The sequence below is a fragment of the Thermococcus sp. PK genome (genome assembly GCF_000430485.1).
Lineage (GTDB): Archaea > Methanobacteriota_B > Thermococci > Thermococcales > Thermococcaceae > Thermococcus_A > Thermococcus_A bergensis.
In genome coordinates, this window is sequence record NZ_KE387150.1 from 570183 (window position 1) to 588298 (window position 18116).

Here is an 18116-nt window from a genome sequence, read left to right on the forward strand (position 1 = left end):
CCCTTTATTCTGATATTGTTAATTTTCTCCTTGATTATGCTTTCGAAAACAACATCACGAGCTTTTACCGGCTGAAGAAGGAGACTTACAAGGGCCTCCGGAGGGAATACCCAGACCTTCCGAGCCACTACATTTACACGGCCTGTCAAATGGCCACCTCAATCTACAAGAGTTACAGGAAGAGGAAGAGAAAAGGAAAAGCCAACGGAAAACCCATTTTCAAAAAGCAAGTAATAATGCTGGACGACCACCTGTTCAAGCTCGACCTTGAAGGAGGATTTATTAAACTCTCAACTCCAAGTGGAAGGCTGGAACTGGAGTTTTACCCGGCAAAACACCACGAGAAGTTTAGGGAGTGGAAAATAGGGCAAGCCTGGCTGGTTAAAAATCCAAAAGGAGTTTTCCTCCACGTGGTGTTCTCAAAGGAAGTTGAAGTCAGAGAGTCAAAAGCCGTCGTTGGTGTGGACTTGAACGAGAATAATGTAACCCTCAGCCTTCCAGATGGGAACTTTATCCAGATCATTACACACGAGAAGGAGATTAGAACTGGCTACTTCCTAAAGAGGAGGAAAATTCAGAAGAAGATAAAAACCGGCAAAAAGAGAAAAGAGCTTCTGGAAAAGTATGGGAGAAGGGAGAGGAACAGGCTGAATGACCTTTATCACAAATTGGCTAACAAAATCGTTGAATTAGCTGAAAAATACGGTGGTATTACCTTGGAGGACTTAACGGAAATCAGGAACACAATAAGGTATTCGGCTGAAATGAACGGTCGCTTGCACAGGTGGAGTTTTAGAAGGCTTCAAGCCATTATTGAGTATAAAGCCAAGTTGAAGGGTGTGAGTGTCGTTTTTGTTGATCCTGCTCGCACTTCATCCCTGTGCCCGATATGTGGGGGGAAGCTAGTCCCGAATGGGCACAGGGTTTTAAAATGCGAGTGTGGTTTTGAGGCTGATAGGGATGTTGTTGGGAGTTGGAATATTCGTTTGAAAGCCCTGAAGATGTGGGGAGTCTCCGTTCCCCCCGAAAGCCCTCCGATGAAGACGGGAGGAGGGAAGCCTACCCGTTACGAAATTAACGCCCTACACGCACTTTACTGGTAGGCAGAACGGTGTTTGCCTTCGAGGGAGAACAGGAGTGGGCAGGAACCGCCACAAGGCTTGGAATAGACATAGGCAGGGCAGTTAGGAAAGCTCTGAAAGAAAGTTTGAAGAAGTGGGAAAAAACTAAGGACTCTTTGTGAGTTTTTCGTAGAGCTCTTCTACTTTCCTCTCGATATCTATCTCAGTGAATCCCCTCTTTAGTGCTAGCCATGCAGCTCCCCCGGCTCCAACCCCTTCTTTCACGTAGCCCTTTTCGTAGTCTCTAAGCCCCTTGAATCTGCTCTTTGAAAAGTCCAAGTTTGCATATTGGTACTCTATCTCTAGTTCCTTTGCTGTTTCCCTAAAAGTTGAGCTTTTATCTTTTATTACCCACTTTGTTGTTACAATCGTGAACCTTTCGAGTTCTCCCCCCATAGCTCTTAACAATGCTGCAACAGCCAGCATTTGTGTTCCACCAGCAAGTATTACTCTTCCTTTGAATCCTCGGGCAATCCCTACAACCGTGGCCATCATCGGGTCGCCAAACTCTTCCAAGGCTGTTAATGGTTTGTCCTTAAGCTCTCCCTCTTTTATACCCGCCCTTTTGAACCCCTCTGCTATTACTTTCTCTTTTAAGGGTTGAGGATTGTCGGGAGAAGCCGAGGAAGTTTTTGCATCGTATCCAAGAGCCCACAAAACCGCTTGAGCTGTTGTTGTTCCTCCCGGTGTTGATTCTCCAATAACTACTTCTCCCAGATTTAGCTTGTTTAGTTCTTCCCCAAAAAGGGCTGCTCTGTCTATTATTTCCCTAGTTTCTGGTAAAGCTTTCTCTTTTCTAAAATCTCTTCCCACATAGCTGCTTATGTGCACATGGGGGACGAGAGGGGCTAAATAAGTACCTCCCCTTACCACCATAACTGGAAATTTTGCAAGCTCTTTTGCGGCTTTCGTGATTATAGCAGGGGTTGGATGTCCCTCAGGAGTCACTGGTATTGCGTCTATTATTTTCGGCCTTTCGTAAAAAAGGTATTCCGCATCTGCCGGTGGAGTTAGTTTTGTTAGCTCCGGTGTTGCTCCTGCCATGCTTATTCCTGGTATTAGAGACACCTCGGTGTTTCCCAATACAACAAGCATCATAGATATCACCTTGGACAAATTATCCAATAGGTTTATATACCTTCCCCTTTTATTATTGCTGGACAAATTATCCAGGTGAGGTACATGAGAAAGGTAGCCATTGTGCTGGTACTGCTTATGTTTGGAGTTGTTATAGCAGGTTGCATCGGGCAAACTCAAACCACCCCTACCACAACAGAAACTACTGAAGAAAAAGTGACATCCGCGACAACCACAACAAATACAGTAAGCGAAACCCAAACTCCTGCTCCTAAATATCCATTAACTATAGTTGATTTTGCCGGAAGGGAAGTCACCATAGAGAAAGAGCCTCAAAAAATAGTATCTTTAGCTCCTAGTATCACGGAAACCCTTTACTTTATAGGTGCTCTTGACAAAGTTGTTGGAGTGACAAAATTCGACAACTACCCGGAGAATGTTCAGGAAGGAAGAACCGTTGTCGGGGGATTTTCTGATCCCAATATAGAGGTGATAGCATCTTTGAATCCAGACCTTATAGTTGGTACGTCAATGCATCTCAAATACTTAGAACAACTTGAAAAGATAGCCCCAGTTATAATCATTGACCCAAAGAGTATAGATGAAATCTACAAAGCAGTTGAACTTTTGGGGGAAGTTACGAATAAAGAAGAGAAAGCAAATGAAGTTGTAGCTGAAATGAAGGACAAAATTGAGGAAATAGAGAGCAAGGTTCAAGACGCACAGAGGGTAAAGGTCTTTTATATAGTCTGGAGCGATCCTCTGATGACCGCTGGTAACGGTACTTTCATCAACGATCTCATAACATTGGCAGGGGGAGAAAACATCTTTGGAGATACTCAGGGCTGGCCGCAAGTAAGTGTTGAAGAAGTCTTGGCAAGAAATCCGGAAGTAATAATCCTTCCTCCACATGCGGGAATGAATGCAGAGGATCTCTGCAATACTCAGCTTGTGAACACTGATGCCGTAAAAACTGGGAGAGTTTACACTCTAAGCAGTGATGACATTGTCTCAAGGCCAACTCCAAGGATAGTCGAGGGATTGGAGGAAATCGCAAAGTTCTTACATCCAGATGTGTTTAACTTCACATATCAGCCTCTCGTATGTGAAGCTACGGCAGGCTGATTCTTTTTTTCTCTTTTTGGTGATGATTATGGGTAGAGCTTTGATGATTCAAGGTACTTCTTCAGGAGCCGGAAAATCTTTATTGGCCCTTGCACTGTGCAGGAGTCTTACAAATCTCGGCTATGATGTGGTTCCATTTAAAAGCCAGAACATGAGTTTAAATTCTGCTCCAAGCATTGAAGGGGGAGAAATAAGCAGGGCTCAATATTTACAGGCGTTGGCATGTAAGAAGAAACCTTCTGTGAGGTTCAACCCCATTCTTCTAAAACCTGAGGGGAACATGAGAAGTCAAGTAGTTTTTATGGGAAAGCCCATTGGAAGTGTTTCAGCCAGAGAATACATGCTCTCCACCAAGGAGGAGCTCTTTAAAAGAGCCATGAGGGTTCTAGATGAGCTTATGCATAGTCATGATGTTGTAGTAATTGAGGGAGCGGGTTCCCCTGTGGAGATAAACTTGAAGGATTATGATATTGCAAATATGCGGGTTGCAAGGCATGCAAATGCCAAAGTTATTCTCGTGGCTGACATAGATAGGGGAGGTAGTTTTGCTTCAATAGTAGGCACGATGGAGCTTTTAAGCGAGGAGGAAAGGGAGCTAGTTATGGGATTTGTTTTTAACAAGTTTAGGGGCGATAAATCTCTCCTTGAACCCGGCTTTGGATATTTGGAGCAGAGATATAGGAAGAGGGTCTTGGGAGTTATCCCCTATGTGGATCACAAACTGCCAGAGGAAGATTCCTTAGCAGAGTTTCCTAAAGTTAAAGGTGACCTGCACATACAGATCATCAAGCTTCCACATATAAGCAACTTCACCGATTTCGAGCCCCTTCAGTGGGCCAACGGTGTTGATTATGTAACAAAAGCCGACGAGATTGAAGGAGATTTAATAATTATTCCAGGGAGCAAAAACACGGTTGAAGATTTGCTCTGGATGAGGGAAAACGGGATTGAAGATGCTATTATTGAAGCTCACAAAGAAGGTTCCTTCGTTGTGGGAATCTGCGGCGGCTTTCAGATGCTTGGGAAGGAGATAATAGACAATGTCGAGTCAAAGAGAGGCAAGGTTAGGGGCATCGGTCTTCTGCCAGCTAAAACGATCTTCACGATGGAAAAGAGAACCAACCACCTGAAATCGAAAATACTGTGGGAGCAAGCCAAGGAAATGGAAGTTGAGGGCTACGAGATAAGGATGGGACGTTCCACAAGTGAGAGGCCGTTCTCAATAATAAAGGAGATAAACGGTGCCAAAGCCTTCGAGCCCGAGGGAGCTATAGGTGAGAGAAGCTTTGGAACGTATCTCCACGGAATCTTTCACAACTTCGCATTCACAGAGCGGCTTTTAAACATGCTTCGCTTGGAGAAGGGTCTTGAGTCCTTAAGCCTCAAGGAGTGGAGTCTAGAGGAGGAAATTGAAAGATTTTCCAGAGTTGTGGAAGAAAACTTAGACCTCAATTACATCCTAAGTGAACTTGGAGTGTAGGAGCTTGGCAATTCTGTTTGCAAGTTCAAGCTCTCTTGGTGTGTTCACGTTTATTGCCAAAAGAGGGTTTCTTAGCTTAACGAATTCTTCTCCCTCATAGGAAACTCCATTAATTCCTACAATTGCGTATCCTCTGTAAGTTGCAACTCCAAGGTCTTTTGGGACTATGTTTAAAGGTAAAACTCCAGTGATGCTGGTTTTTTTCTTTTCAAGCTCGCTTCTTATGAGGGCAATATCACACGCCTTTACGAAAGGCAGATCGGCTGAGACGCTTACAAATGGCCCAAACTCCTTCAAGAGCCACTGAACGTCTTCAACATATCCTCTTCCTGGCGTGTTGACGAAGGGAATCCTCTCCCGGAGGCATAGTTCCCTGGTTTTTGGTGTGTTCTTCGAGAGAGCAACAAGGGTTTCATCTATCTTTGAGCTCTCATTGTAAACCCAGAGGAGCATTTCTTTATCTGCTATTTTCAATACTGGTTTTTCTTTTCCCATTCTGGTAGATTTTCCACCCGCTAAGATGATTATCATAGACACCACCAGACAAAAGCCATAAGTAAAAGTGTTCCGGCTCTTGTTATCTCTGCTATTGCTCCAATGCAGTCCCCATTTAAACCTCCGAAATTGTCTATACTAACCTTCATGACGTATGCACTAACCAAAAGTCCAACAACTGAAAAAATGGCCTTTGGGTTATAAAATCCTATAGGGAAGATGAGGATCGAGTATAACAAGGTGCCAACAGCCAATTGCCTTTTGTTCATCTTTTCCATAAAATACCATCCTAATCCTGATCCAAGTGGTTTTTTGGTGGCTAAAGCAAGGAGCATTGCATACTTTGAGTTCAGCTCAGCTAGAAATATTGCATAAAATGGGAGATAGTTTAGAGAGTATATCTGAACAAAAAGTACCATTACAACAGCAAAAATTCCAGCTATACCCGTGTTCAGATCTTTCATGGCTTCAATTTTCCTTTCTCTGTCTCCTTTAACCATAATTCCATCGGCCCAATCGGCTAGCCCGTCCAAGTGGAGTAGGCCTATTGTGGAGTAAAGCGAGAGAATTGCTAAGATGTTTTTCATAGGAAGGTCAAGGTATAAAATCAAAGTGGGCAGAGAGGAGGTAAGGGTAGCAAGCAGAGGAAAGGCCCATATTTCATTCCTAGCTTTTTCGAAGTCTCCCCTTATTGGGACTCTTGTCATAAACGGGATGATGTTTCTCATGCAACCACCTGGCTAATTAATCCAATTGCAAGAAAGCTTAAAAAGTCTGCCCCATGTACGAATACTGCCAGGATAAGCAGTAGGGGCGATTTAAATCACTAATACTACTTGAGAAAATCAGAAAAAGTTGAGGGGAATATAAAGGCTGAAATCATTGTTTACTAGGTGGGTTCAGTCTTAATCTTTTTTCATCTTTTTTATGGAATCTTAACTTAAGATAGTCTAACTCTAACGTCCTACTGATTATCCTGGACAATATTGAAGTATCAAAAGTAAAATTTATAATTTTTGTGTTTAAATATACTACTGGTGATTTGCGTGGCGGACGCCAAGCAAGAAGCGGAAATTTTGGAACTTGTTAAAAACATAGTCGAGACCAAGCCAGAATTCAACTACTCCCAAATCCCCCCATTGTGTGCAGGCAGACAGTGCAACTCAAGGGCATGGTCAATAAGTGGTTTTTGATCCCCTATTGTATTTTTAATTTTTGTGTATGAGTCAAAGGAGGGAGTAAAATGAACACTGAAGATTTGTATTTGAAGCTTCAGAGGCTTGTTGACTCAGGAGTTTTCTACTGGAGAAAAGAGGAAGGACGGGGATTAGTACTTCACAAGATTAGTAGCAAAAAGGATACAAAAGGTTTTGAAGTTTACACAGACCTTGGAACTATTGCACTACTTGAACTTGCTAAGTCACATGTACCTTATGAAAAAATTGTTTCAATGATGCAAAATGCTTTTGGAATGACTCGAGAAAATGCCGAGGCTATGCTCTACGAACGCCTAAGCAAATTGCTGGGATTTACTACAGAATTCCTTTCTCCATATCCCCAAGCACACCCATACTCATACTCTGCTCCTCATCTAGCAGCAGTAGAGATTACATCCTACTGTAATTTGGCTTGCAAATACTGTTATGCTAATTCTGGACCTCACACAAATCTGTACATGAGTTTTGATGAAGTTTTGCATGTGTTTGACGAACTTGAAACTCTTAGAATCCCAATTTTATGGGTTACTGGAGGAGAACCCCTTCTTCATCCAGAGATTGACAAAATACTAAAAGATGCTCAAGATCGTGGATTTTATGTGATAGTTGCCACTAATGGAACTCCATTGTATAAGAATCAAAAATTGTTGTCCATTGTTAAGGAGTATGTTGATGAAATCCAGATAGCATTGGATGGAGCAACACGAGACACTCACGAATTTTATCGGGGGTATGGGACTTATGATAAAGTAATTTGGGCTATCAAAAACCTTGCCAGAGATAAGAACCATCATAGAACAATGATCGTTGTTGGCACTACCATAGGTAAAAGAAACTTGCATGAATTGCCCGATATTATTAAACTCGTTGATTCATTAGGAGCGGATAGCTGGGTTTATGGAGCATTAATCCCTATTGGTAGAGGAAAATTCATAAAATCCGAAGGGCTCTCCCTTAACGAACTAGTAGAGGCATACCACTTGATACTTCAAGGATCAAAACAAGCAAAAAATGTAACTGTGTTGAAGTCTTTAGCGGGTGTGACACCCCTTAATCCGCCCCCTACAAAACCAACTGCCAGATGCGGCGCAGTTAATTTTCAAATACAAATACATACAAATGGGGATGTATATCCTTGCGTCTTTCTTAGGGATCAAAAGTTTAAATTAGGCAATATTTTTCAAAACTCTTTAAAAGACATATTGGCATCTCCCCTTGCAGAATACTTCAGGATCGGCATTGATGATCCTGAAAAGGATAAATTCAACTTGGTTGCTCCTGAATGCAGACAATGCGTTCTTTATAAGAAAGGATATTGCAACACGTTTTGCAAGGCCATACCCCGAGAACTGTATTGCACAAAAGATATTCCAGGCTCCCCATTAAACCAATTGTACACCTCCAAGTTGGAGGGGGAAGAATGGAAGCAATAGCAGTTGAAGATCTCACCAAGAGCTATGGAGAAATCAAAGCCCTCGATTCCTTAACTTTTTCAGTGCAGGAAGGGGGCATTCTCGGGATTATTGGGCCGAACGGTGCGGGAAAAACAACCTTAGTGAGAATTCTCAGTTTACTGCTTAAACCGGACAAGGGCAGAATACTCCTGTACGGTCATGAGGTTAATTCCCGCAAAAGCGAAATTAAAAACCTCTTTGCGCTCCTGCCTCAAGAGGCAAAGTCCCATTTTTACACCCTCACGCCTTTCGAGTACATTTACCACTACCTCAGGATGCGTGGATTTTCAAGGAAAGATGCCAAGATTCGGGCTGGAAAGGCTGTGGAGGAGTTTGGCATTGACTATGCCGATAAGATAATGTCAACGCTTTCGGGTGGCATGGTGAGGAAAACTCTGCTCGCCATGATTTTGTCGGCTGATGCTAAAATCTACTATCTGGATGAGCCTACTGTGGGGCTCGACGTTGAAAATCGCCTGAAGTTGTGGGAAATATTGAGAGAAAAAAGCAAGAACTCCACCGTAGTAATAACAAGCCACTATTTGAACGAAATTTCCAGCGTATGCGACAACGTGCTTCTCCTTAAAAAAGGAAGGGTGGTTGCTTTTGGTAAACCCGAGAAAATTGCACGGCAGTATCTATCACAGTTCCATTCGAAGATAGTTGTTTTTGGGGAGTTTACCAAGGAGGACTATACAACAAGGAGGGCAGGGAAGAACACTTTCGTCTATACCAAGTCAAAATCAGAGGAAAGAGAGGTGATTGAGGAGCTAAAAGATACTGGAATCCCTTTTAAAAGAGAGGAACTGACCATAGAAGATATATTCCTTGTGGGGGATTTGAGATGAACCTCTGGGCAATAATTGAGTATTATGGGAACGCATTAATGAAGAGCAAAAGCTCAATCTTAAGTTTTGCCATACAACCACTTTCGTTTATTTTTATCGTCTATGTGATTAGTGAGGGCAGATTTCTTTCATCTGCCATTGCAGGAGCCATCATCAGCTTCATCATTGGGGTTGGGATGGCAGATCTTCCAATAGAGCTGGTGGGGATGAAAGTTCGTTCAAAATTTTACGATATAATGATGTCTTTACCTGGGAATTCAGCAGAGAAGATGCTCGGAATATCGATAGGCATGAGTTTGCCGGCTACGCCTTACTTGGCGATACTCATCCTCACTCTCCTCGCAAAGTTTGGGCTTTCTCACATAAGATATGTAGCCTTCGGTGTGGTTTCTCTGTGGATATGGAGCACGACCATTGGAATGTACATCGGTGTCAAAATGAGGGAACCCCTTACGGTTATGAGGCTGTCAACGGTTTTAACAACCATACTAACGGTTTTTCTTCCGGTTTATTACCCCATAACTCTCGCACCCGAGAAACTACGCTATGTTCTCCTCCTGATACCCACCGTCAGTGCTTCCCACCTGATAGCATATGAGCATCCGCAATATGGGGGTTTGTCTATGGCATCATTAGTGTTCTGGCTAGTTTTGTGCTTGGTATTGATTCTTACCATCGAGTTCAGGGAAGATTAGATTGTTATTCCTCCCCCTTCGTTGGGAGTCCCGGATGAAGTGAGCTCGAAGAGCTTTGTCATGCATCCGGCAATGAATCCTCCTATGGCATCATCTAGGAAAGGAGGGAGCTCCTTTAAAATCCCGGGCTTTTTTGTGTCGTAGTAAAAGAAGTTGAACAGAGCCATCTTGCCCCCAATATACTCAGCTATGTTAATCCCGATGAGCTCATCGGCAACTAGGTTTATCGGATCACCTTCAACTTTGAAGTCCTCTTCCAAGAGCAGAGCAGCTGTCAAAAGTGCTTGGATATTTATATCGTTTAGATAGTGGAGCATGATTTCCTTGAGTTTTTCTTTGACCTTTTCTCTCTCTTCTCCGATGTAGAGCTCCAGGGCAGTATCGAGCATTTTTTCAAGGGTTATTCCCTTGGAATTAAGCTTTTCAATCATCCCTCATCACCTTAAACCTTAACCACCAATACTTTTCGCTTTTCTCAATGGAAAGCTTTTCAAGCTTAAAACGCTCCCTAAAGAGTGGGCCGGAGAGTGTTACCGTGTGGAACTCTCCCCTTTCACCGAGCGGATCTACGGCGGGGTTCTTGTCTAAGAATACATCTAAATCTTCCAGGGAGGAAAACTTATATCCTAACCAGTCTTTTCCAAGTTTTTCCTTATTTACTGCAATTATTGCATATTCAAAGCCAGTATTAAGAATCTCTTCGGCTAGCTCAAGCGTATTTCGTCCCCACAGGGGTTCTAAGCTTCTAACACCGGCTTTTTCAGCAAGCCACTCCACCCACTTTAGGTGTTCTTCTAGGAATATGTCCCCTGCTATGAGATAATCAACTTCAAGGGATGCTATGAATCTGGCTAAAGAATCTCCTCCTTCTGCCATGTCAAAGGTAAGGAGAGTTTTCCCCATGGCATTTGCAATGATCTTAAGGGCATCAAAATTTTCCCAGTGGGGAGATAGTCCAATTGAAGTCTTGAGGGCAAGTAAATAGGGAACTTTGATACCTCTCTTTTCGGCAAGATAGAGGGCGTATAATCCATCCTTTCCACCTGAGAAAAAAGTTACACCCCTCAAAGCCTTCCCTCCAGCTTTGCCTCTTCGTATTCCTCTTTGACTTTTTGAAGCTCTGCCTCCTCCACGTAAGGAATTATCGCACCACAGTTAAGGCATAGCCATGGATAAGCTCTTATAGCTCCGCTAATTGCTCCTTTAAATCCCCTTTTCCATGGAGCCTTCCAGAAGTGGAGGGCGCAGCTTTCTTGTGGGCTTTTTCCTTTTACAATTATTCCCTCACAAAATTTTGTCTCCATGCCACCACCAAAATTATAAATCTATTGGACATTTTATCCTTTATGCTGCTGAGGTTTGAGAGCCTTAAAAGGATTGGCGAAGTTTATATAAATCCAAAAAACTTCAAAACCATGCCGTTATTCTTAAAGACGTGGAGAGACCTTCTTTCTCTGGATGAGAAAACCTATGGGGTTTATGCTAAAACCCTATACAACCCGAAGGAAAGGTTTCTGGTCAAAGATGAGAAGGATGAGAAAAAGGCTTATGAGCTTGTTAAGCTTTATCATGAATTTCTTAGATCTCCCTTGAGGTTCTGCAGTAGAGAAAACTATGAATACCAGATGAAAATAAAAGCCTTTGAAGGCTTGCCCTTTGCAAACGGATGGGTGGGTTCAAAAATTGCTTTAATAGGTGAAGCGCCGGGCAGAAAGGGGTGCGGATTAACGGGAATATGCTTCTACAGAGATGCCTCGGGAATGCTTCTTAGGAAGACCCTCTTTTCTCTCGGCATAAACCCGGATTTTGTGTACATCACCAATGTTGTTAAGTGCAATCCTCCGGAAAACAAGCTGAAAGGATTTGGGGAAAAGGAGCTAGGGCTTTTGGGGAGGGAGCTCGATATCCTCAAGCCTAAAGCCATTTTTGCCGTTGGCAGAACCGCTCAGAAAGCCCTGAAAAAGCTTGGTCTTGATGCAATTTATCTTAAACACCCCGCTTGGTACGTTAGGAGAGGAATAAAAGAACCAAATGAGGATATTCTTGAAGAGTATGAAGAGATAAGAAAGGCATTTGTCTCAATTCATGGTGGAGTATTTTGAAACGTGGCAAAATATTGCCATCAAAGTTTTTGATAATTCTAGTTCTCCCTAAATTGAGCTCCGGAAAGAGTTAAAAGGATAAAATATCCAACACTGTTGATGCCGAAATGAAGCCGATAATCTTTCTCCTTGCTTTGGTGTGGGACTTGATGATAGGAGAACCACCTGCCTTAATTCACCCTGTAGTGTGGTTTGGCAAGCTCATTGAATTTTTTGATAAACATTACAGAAGGAGGAGTCCAGCTCTAGACCTTGTTATAGGGTCTTTAGGGGCGATGGCTGTGATTGGCTTTGCCTTTTTCCTTTCAAAACTTCCTTACTTTTTGCCTCGATGGCTTAGCATTGCCTTGGGTGCTTACCTTTTAAAGACCTCCTTTGCTATAAAAAGCCTTGCCTGGCATGTAAAGAACACCATAAGAGAAGACATCGAAGAACAGCGAAAGTACGTTGGTTTGATTGTGAGCAGGGATGTGAAAAGTCTAGATAGGTACCATCTTAACTCAGCAGCAATCGAGAGCCTCGCCGAGAACATCGTGGATAGTGTGGTTGCTCCAATTTTCTATTTTCTCCTCTTTGGGTTAAGCGGGGCATTGGTGTATAGAGCCATAAACACTCTCGATGCCATGATTGGATATAGGAATGAGAGATACGAGTTTTTTGGAAAGTTTGCAGCTAGAATGGACGACCTTGTAAACTTTATTCCTGCACGTTTTACCGTTCTTTTGTTTCTTCCTTTCGGCCCTAGAAAGGTGTTGTCTCATTATAAAAAGGCCAAATTCAAAATAAATGGGGATAAACCGATTGCGGCAATGAGCGCCGTTTTAGGAGTCTGGCTTGAGAAATACGGGGCATACCATTTTGATGGCAAAGCACCAGAACTTGAGGATATAAAACGAGCTCTTAGAATCTACTGGATTGTTGTGGGTGAATGGATACTTATATCTGCTTTGGCTATATGGAGGTGGTAGAATGCTTAAGCCTGTTAAATTTAAAACTCAGCATGGAGGCGCTAGAAGGGAGGGATTGTTGGACTTTTCAGCTTCATTGAACCCCTATCTTCCAGAATGGATAGATGAGATGTTTGAGCGTGCTAAAACCCTAAGCAATCGCTACCTCTACTGGGAAGGGCTTGAAGAAGAACTTTTGAACATTGTAGGGGAACCATTAACGGTCACGGCTGGAATAACCGAAGCTTTATACCTAGTTGGCATCCTCGCAATGAAAGGAAAAAGAAAAGTGATCATTCCAGAGCACACCTACGGAGAATACGAGAGAATTGCAAAAATTTTTGGGGCTGAGATCATAAAGACTCCAAATGATCCAAGAACAATGGCTGAGAAAGTTGATAAAGGTAGTATTATCTTCTTCTGCAATCCCAACAACCCTGATGGGAAATTCTATGGGGTGAAAGAGCTTAAGCCCTTAATCCAAGCAGTGGAGGATGAAAATTCACTTCTCGTTCTAGATGAGGCTTTTATAGATTTCGTGAAAGATGCAGAAAGTCCCGAAAGTGAAAACATAGTAAAGCTGAGAACATTTACAAAGAGCTATGGCTTGCCAGGGATTAGAGTTGGCTATGTTGTTGGGTTTGAGGAGGCCTTCAAAAGTGTAAGGATGCCTTGGAGCATTGGATCCCTTGGCTATGCGTTTTTAGAGTTTGTCATAGCGGATGAATTTGAACACTTAAAACGAACAATGCCACTAATCTGGAAAGAAAAAGAGCGAGTAGAACGTGAATTAAACGTAAAAAGCGATGCAAACTTCTTTATCAAATACGTTGGAGATGCAAAAAGCACGGTTGAGAAGCTTGTGGAGAAGAGAATACTCGTTAGAGACTGCTCAAGTTTTGGATTGCCTGGCCACATAAGATTCAGCATTCGAAAAAAAGAGGAAAATGACAAACTAATAGAGGCTTTAAAGCACCTCGACAAGTGAAGGAAGTCCAATGTTCGCTGATTTTATACTCTTTTTCCAAAACGTTTAAAAATCAAGGAGAATACCAACACGGAGTGAAAGGAATGGAGAGGAAACGCCTCTATAGGTTGTTGCTCCCAGTTGTTATAATTCTGGCTACCCTCTACACATTGGGAATTATGGGTGTTCTGCCTTTTGCTATCAGCTACTATATCACGATTTTTATGATATTTCTGTTTATTTTCCTTCGCTGGGAAGCAAGGATGAGGAGAAATTAAGAAATAACCTCTTAAAGACTACTAGAAACTATGGAATACAATACAAGTCAAAGCTGCTAAATGAAGATATCGACGACAAGAGGAGGGCTTTCAAAAATCAAGGAAGAGTAAAAAGAAGCTAAGCTCCAAACTTTTCAGTTCTCCCCATTAAGTCCATCATCATTGGCACTATGTATTTTCCTCTGACCCTTCCTATTCCTCCGCGCATGCACTCCCTTTCGCCAAAGCTCTCCGCGTAATCTGCCCTAACTCCTCCACCGGCTATGAGCAACGGAACCGGATCACCGCTGTGGTTTTTGACTTCGCAAGGTGTTGAGTGATCGCCAGTGATTGCTATTACGGTATTCTCAAGGTCGATATTCTCAATTATGTACCCTATCATTTCATCGGCTTTTTCTATCATTTCAACCTTTTTCGTGGGGTTGTTGTCGTGACCTGCTGCATCGGTTGGCTTGAAGTGGAGGAACACAAAGTCGTAGTCATTCAGGAGCTCAACGACTTTCTTTGCCTTGGCCATCGGGTCGGTGTTGTACTCACCGGTAGCTCCCTCTGGAGTATAGACGTCAAAGCCTATAGCCCTCGCAACGCCTTTAACTAGGGCAGTCGCAACAACGGCAGCAGCTTTAACCTTCCACTCCTCGGTGAACTTCATCGGGATGTTTGGATATGTTCCAGCCCCTCTGATGAGGAGGTAGTTTGCGACTGGTTTTCCTTCTTTTCTGCGCTTCTCGTTTATAGGGTGCTTCTCAAGAACCTCATGGGCTTTCTGCACGAATTCTTCTAAAATTTCTGCAACTTTTTTGCTCTCCTCATCGGCATACTCAAACCTGTGCGGTGGCTTTCCAGCTTCGTGTGGGTCGTTTTCTCCAACCTTATATCCCTTGGCCATGCCTTTGAGCACGAGAACTGCTCTGTGGCCTGTTGCTCCGACAAATACGAACTCCACTGGTATCTTAACGTTCTCCTGAATGGCTCTCGCAAGCTCGTGGGCCTCTTCCGTACTTATCCTTCCAGCTCTCCTGTCAGTTATTATTCCGTTCTCGATTGTGGCAAAGTTAACCCTAAATGCCAGGTCGTCTTCATCCAAGTCCAGTCCTACGCCAAGAGCTTCAAAGAAGCCCCTTCCTCTGTAGGTTTGATAGGGGTCGTAGCCAAAGATGGCAAGATGTGCGGTATCACTTCCTGCGGGTTTACCCGGGGCTATGGGGTCTTGCTGGCCCAGAATCCCCATTTTTGCGAGCTTATCCATGTTTGGGGTGTTTGCATACTCAAGTGGCGTTTTTCCACCGAGTTCCTTTACCGGTCTATCTCCGAGCCCATCGAGAATAATAAGAATCCCTTTTCTTTTCATACAATACCACCTGAAGTGAATATCCAAGGAGAATTAAAAAGTTTATGAGAAACTTTTTTAATCCCAGTGTTTTCCCCCAATTGAGGTGAGAGCATGAAGATACTCTGGGCACCGTGGCGCATCGAGTACATCCGTTCCCCAAAACACAACGGCTGCATATTTTGTGATTTCCCAAAAGAAAACCGCGATGAAGAGAGGCTAATCCTGTACAGGGGCGAGCATGCCTTCGTTATCATGAACAATTACCCCTATAATCCTGGGCATGTGATGATCGCTCCTTACAGACACGTTGGAAAATGGGAAGACCTCACCGATGAGGAGCTTCTGGATATTATGAAGCTTTCCCAACTCATGATAAAGGCTTTAAAGAAAGCTATGAATCCAGACGGGTTTAATATGGGAGTAAATCTTGGAAGAGTGGCGGGAGCTGGCATAGACGACCACGTTCACCTCCACATCGTGCCGAGATGGAATGGAGATACTAACTTTATGCCTGTAATAGCGGACACGAAAGTCATTCCAGAGTCCCTCGAAGAAGCATATAGGGAGTTGAAAAAGACTCTGGAGGAGGTTTTAAAAGAGTGACTTTTCTCTAAAGCTTTAACTTTTTAAAATGGAAAAATAGAAAAGGGCTCATTCCTCTCCGAGAACAGCTCCTCTCGGAGTTGCCCCACCAGTTCTTTCGATATTTTCCTCCACAACATATATCGGCACTTTGCCGTGTGGGATTCCAACTTTTGCCCCATACCACTCGCTTAGGACGTGATGGGCCACTATCAGGAGGGGCACTGCTATTGCTAGCAGTATCCACCCGTTCGTCAAGCCAAGGGCAAATAGGACAAGCATTAGAGCCCCGACGGCTGCTGCAGTAAGTGCATAGGGAATTTGAGTGCTTACGTGATCCAAGTGGTCACAACCAGAGAACATTGAACTCATGATCGTTGTATCGCTTATCGGCGAGCAGTGGTCACCGAAAACACCTCCGGCAAAGACAGAGGCGATGCTCGCATAGACCACAGGACCAAAGCTTCCACTCAACTCATAGGCCAGCGGGACGGCAATCGGCATCATTATGGCAAAGGTTCCCCAGGATGTTCCTGTTGTGAATGAGATGAACGCTGCCACCAGGAAGACCACCAGTGGAACCAATCCCGGAGAAAGGACTTTTGATGCAACGCTTACTACATAGTCTGCTGTTCCAACGGCATCGCACGCGCTCTTAATGCTCCATGCTAAAATAAGTATCATCATTGCAAAGTGCATCTGCTTCATACCCGCAACTACAGTCTCCTCGACTTCCTTAAGGCTCATTATTTTCATTCCAATCACGAGTGCCATCGCCACGACGACCATTCCAAAGGAACCCCAAACAAGTGCCCATGTTGAGTCTGCGTTAGACAGAACTGCCTGGAAGCCTCCTTCGGCATAGGTGGCACTTCCCCCACCGGTAACCCATAAACCGATGAATGTCAATGCTACCAGTGTTAGCACCGGAAGTATGAATGTCCACACGCTTTCCTTGCCTTCAATGGGCATTCCCACGTCAATTTCAGTAGTCATCATTGGCTGTGCCCCATCACGAAGGACTTTACCCTCTTTTCTTGCCCTGTATTCTGCTTTGAGCATCGGACCGTAGTGCCTGTGGGTAATTGCTACCAGATAAACAAGAATTATAGCTAAGATTGGGTAAAACCTGTAGGGCCAGCTTGCAAACCAAGCAGAGTACGCACTTATGCTTTCTCCGACACTTGCGATTGCATCCTTTAGAAGTCCGAGCTCATAGCCTATCCATGTAGAAACAACAGCCAAAACCGCCACTGGTGCAGCCGTGGAATCATCAGCATAGGCTAAGAACTCTCTTGAGACTCTCGCCCTATCTGTTATCGGCCTCATTGTATTTCCAACGATGATGGTGTTGGTATAGTCGTCAAAGAAGATTATGGTTCCGAAAATTGCGGCCATTAATGAAGCAGCTCTGCTGGTTCTAATCTTCCTTGTAACGGCTTTCGCGATGGCGTTCATTCCGCCGGATTTGTAGATTAGTGCAACACCCGCACCGATCAACGCATCAAAGAGCAGTATTCTCGTGTTCCATAGGTCGGTCACTATCTGGCCGTTCTCTTCCCATGCGGAGGCTATGTTGAACACTATCCACTTCAATGTCTGCGTCGTTGCTCCTACTGGGTCTCCGCCTGCAACTAACAGTCCTCCAACCCAGACTCCAAAGAACAAAGCAAAGAGCACTCTTTTCGTCAATATTGCTAGTCCAATGGCCACAAGAGGCGGCAGCAATGATAGCACACCAAAGTCTGACATGTTCACTCCTCCTTACTTCGAATTTGAATTCCGTTCTGCCTACCCGTAAAGTGTGTGTAGGGTGTTAATTTCGTAACGGGTAGGCTTCCCTCCTCCCGTCTTCATCGGAGGGCTTTCGGGGGGAACGGGAACTCCCACATCTTCAGGGCTTTCAGCAGTCTCCATTCGGGCTTAACTTTCCCCCACATATCGGAGACTGCCACACCATCAAAAAATATGACTCAAAACCATTTAAGCTTTACGGAACCAAAGGGCGTGTTTAGTTTCACCCCCTGTTATTTAAACAGTATTTGACTCTGAGGAGGATTTTCAGACCATAACACATTACCCCAAGCAGGATTCGGGTTACAGTAGTCTTTTTCAGAAAACAGGGGATCCTACTGCCAAACCACGTTGTAAACGCACCCCAGAACCCCTCATGAGGATTCCTATGCCTGTACTCTTCTTCAGAAAACACTCTGTCTCTCTTCTTACTACCAAAACCACCTGGAGCGTTCTTAGTTTTCTTAACAATCGGCCGATAACCCTTTTCCACCACAGTGTTCAGAACTTTCTTTGAATCATAAGCCCCATCAGCATAAAAATTCCCAGAACCCCCCGGCAGGAGTTCAATCAGCTCGTTCTCAGAAGTTGTGATCTTCAC

The 18116-nt window shown here is 43.8% G+C and carries 21 protein-coding genes and 1 pseudogene; 13 read left to right on the plus strand and 9 right to left on the minus strand.

Annotated elements, in window-relative coordinates:
- A partial coding sequence (locus THEPK_RS11375) for an RNA-guided endonuclease InsQ/TnpB family protein (protein ID WP_083965091.1) occupies positions 1 to 1103 on the plus strand: 1103 nt, incomplete at its 5' end.
- A pseudogene (locus tag THEPK_RS12780) lies at positions 1103 to 1243 on the plus strand (adenosylcobinamide amidohydrolase); the annotation flags it as partial. The gene THEPK_RS11375 and the pseudogene THEPK_RS12780, both read left to right, overlap by 1 nt.
- Here THEPK_RS12780 and cobT read toward each other — a convergent pair.
- The gene (gene cobT / locus THEPK_RS11380; RefSeq protein ID WP_394296069.1) at positions 1227 to 2219 is read right to left on the minus strand and encodes a nicotinate mononucleotide-dependent phosphoribosyltransferase CobT; all 993 of its coding nucleotides are present in this window, start codon (positions 2217 to 2219) and stop codon (positions 1227 to 1229) included. The pseudogene THEPK_RS12780 and the gene cobT overlap by 17 nt on opposite strands.
- Before the next feature lie 84 nt (positions 2220 to 2303).
- Between cobT and THEPK_RS11385 the strand changes: the two genes are divergently transcribed.
- Together THEPK_RS11385 and THEPK_RS11390 are read left to right on the plus strand one after the other, a co-directional pair.
- Positions 2304 to 3323 (plus strand): ABC transporter substrate-binding protein, encoded by a 1020-nt coding sequence (locus THEPK_RS11385; protein ID WP_042702055.1) that lies wholly within the window; start codon positions 2304 to 2306, stop codon positions 3321 to 3323.
- 28 nt (positions 3324 to 3351) lie between these two features.
- Entirely contained in the window at positions 3352 to 4803 is a 1452-nt protein-coding gene (locus THEPK_RS11390; protein ID WP_042702058.1) for a cobyric acid synthase, read from the plus strand.
- On the opposite strand, the gene THEPK_RS11395 is transcribed toward THEPK_RS11390, so the two are convergent.
- A complete protein-coding gene (locus THEPK_RS11395) occupies positions 4783 to 5334 on the minus strand; it encodes an NTP transferase domain-containing protein (protein WP_042702061.1) in 552 nt (183 codons plus the stop codon). The two genes, THEPK_RS11390 and THEPK_RS11395, sit on opposite strands and share 21 nt — an antisense overlap.
- Complete coding sequence (gene cobS / locus THEPK_RS11400) at positions 5331 to 6026, minus strand: adenosylcobinamide-GDP ribazoletransferase (protein ID WP_042702063.1); 696 nt, start codon at positions 6024 to 6026, stop codon at positions 5331 to 5333. The genes THEPK_RS11395 and cobS overlap by 4 nt, the downstream gene beginning before the upstream one ends.
- 309 nt (positions 6027 to 6335) lie before the next feature.
- Between cobS and THEPK_RS13255 the strand changes: the two genes are divergently transcribed.
- The 4 genes from THEPK_RS13255 to THEPK_RS11415 are packed head-to-tail and all read left to right on the plus strand — an operon-like array spanning position 6336 to position 9512.
- On the plus strand, positions 6336 to 6491 hold the full coding sequence (locus THEPK_RS13255; RefSeq protein ID WP_158508491.1) for a hypothetical protein: 156 nt from the start codon (positions 6336 to 6338) through the stop codon (positions 6489 to 6491).
- 50 nt (positions 6492 to 6541) lie between these two features.
- Positions 6542 to 7948, plus strand: a complete 1407-nt coding sequence (locus THEPK_RS11405) for a radical SAM/SPASM domain-containing protein (RefSeq protein ID WP_042702064.1) — start codon at positions 6542 to 6544, stop codon at positions 7946 to 7948.
- Positions 7936 to 8817: an ABC transporter ATP-binding protein gene (locus tag THEPK_RS11410; protein WP_042702066.1), complete on the plus strand. Its 882-nt coding sequence runs from the start codon at positions 7936 to 7938 to the stop codon at positions 8815 to 8817. Before THEPK_RS11405 ends, THEPK_RS11410 begins: the two co-directional genes overlap by 13 nt.
- Positions 8814 to 9512, plus strand: coding sequence for a hypothetical protein (locus tag THEPK_RS11415; protein WP_042702069.1), 699 nt, complete (start codon positions 8814 to 8816; stop codon positions 9510 to 9512). Before THEPK_RS11410 ends, THEPK_RS11415 begins: the two co-directional genes overlap by 4 nt.
- Here the strand turns inward: THEPK_RS11415 and cobZ are convergent.
- Genes cobZ through THEPK_RS11430 form a run of 3 tightly spaced genes read right to left on the minus strand, consistent with a single transcriptional unit; the run spans position 9509 to position 10816 of the window.
- Complete coding sequence (gene cobZ, locus THEPK_RS11420; RefSeq protein WP_042702071.1) at positions 9509 to 9943, minus strand: alpha-ribazole phosphatase CobZ; 435 nt, start codon at positions 9941 to 9943, stop codon at positions 9509 to 9511. The two genes, THEPK_RS11415 and cobZ, sit on opposite strands and share 4 nt — an antisense overlap.
- Positions 9936 to 10580: a PAB0415 family putative ATP pyrophosphatase gene (locus THEPK_RS11425; protein WP_042702073.1), complete on the minus strand. Its 645-nt coding sequence runs from the start codon at positions 10578 to 10580 to the stop codon at positions 9936 to 9938. Before THEPK_RS11425 ends, cobZ begins: the two co-directional genes overlap by 8 nt.
- The gene (locus THEPK_RS11430; protein WP_042702076.1) at positions 10577 to 10816 is read right to left on the minus strand and encodes a hypothetical protein; all 240 of its coding nucleotides are present in this window, start codon (positions 10814 to 10816) and stop codon (positions 10577 to 10579) included. Before THEPK_RS11430 ends, THEPK_RS11425 begins: the two co-directional genes overlap by 4 nt.
- A 42-nt stretch (positions 10817 to 10858) precedes the next feature.
- On the opposite strand from THEPK_RS11430, the gene THEPK_RS11435 reads away from it, so the two are divergent.
- From THEPK_RS11435 to THEPK_RS13485, 4 genes are all read left to right on the plus strand, one after another.
- On the plus strand, positions 10859 to 11614 hold the full coding sequence (locus THEPK_RS11435; RefSeq protein ID WP_042702079.1) for a uracil-DNA glycosylase family protein: 756 nt from the start codon (positions 10859 to 10861) through the stop codon (positions 11612 to 11614).
- A gap of 107 nt (positions 11615 to 11721) precedes the next feature.
- Entirely contained in the window at positions 11722 to 12582 is an 861-nt protein-coding gene (gene cbiB, locus THEPK_RS11440) for an adenosylcobinamide-phosphate synthase CbiB (RefSeq protein ID WP_042702082.1), read from the plus strand.
- Between the two features lies 1 nt (position 12583).
- The gene (locus tag THEPK_RS11445) at positions 12584 to 13549 is read left to right on the plus strand and encodes an aminotransferase class I/II-fold pyridoxal phosphate-dependent enzyme (RefSeq protein ID WP_042702085.1); all 966 of its coding nucleotides are present in this window, start codon (positions 12584 to 12586) and stop codon (positions 13547 to 13549) included.
- Between the two features lie 74 nt (positions 13550 to 13623).
- Positions 13624 to 13806: a hypothetical protein gene (locus THEPK_RS13485; protein ID WP_198011329.1), complete on the plus strand. Its 183-nt coding sequence runs from the start codon at positions 13624 to 13626 to the stop codon at positions 13804 to 13806.
- A gap of 118 nt (positions 13807 to 13924) precedes the next feature.
- Here the strand turns inward: THEPK_RS13485 and THEPK_RS11455 are convergent, their stop codons facing one another.
- A complete protein-coding gene (locus THEPK_RS11455; protein WP_042702090.1) occupies positions 13925 to 15157 on the minus strand; it encodes a 2,3-bisphosphoglycerate-independent phosphoglycerate mutase in 1233 nt (410 codons plus the stop codon).
- 93 nt (positions 15158 to 15250) lie between these two features.
- Between THEPK_RS11455 and THEPK_RS11460 the strand changes: the two genes are divergently transcribed.
- Positions 15251 to 15742, plus strand: coding sequence for an HIT family protein (locus THEPK_RS11460; protein ID WP_042702092.1), 492 nt, complete (start codon positions 15251 to 15253; stop codon positions 15740 to 15742).
- 48 nt (positions 15743 to 15790) lie between these two features.
- Here THEPK_RS11460 and THEPK_RS11465 read toward each other — a convergent pair whose 3' ends face one another.
- Both THEPK_RS11465 and THEPK_RS11470 read right to left on the minus strand, forming a co-directional pair.
- Positions 15791 to 17473, minus strand: a complete 1683-nt coding sequence (locus THEPK_RS11465; RefSeq protein ID WP_042702094.1) for a Na+/H+ antiporter NhaC family protein — start codon at positions 17471 to 17473, stop codon at positions 15791 to 15793.
- Between the two features lie 265 nt (positions 17474 to 17738).
- Positions 17739 to 18116 carry a hypothetical protein gene (locus THEPK_RS11470; protein WP_042696758.1) on the minus strand — a complete coding sequence of 126 codons (378 nt, stop codon included), beginning with the start codon at positions 18114 to 18116 and terminating at the stop codon, positions 17739 to 17741.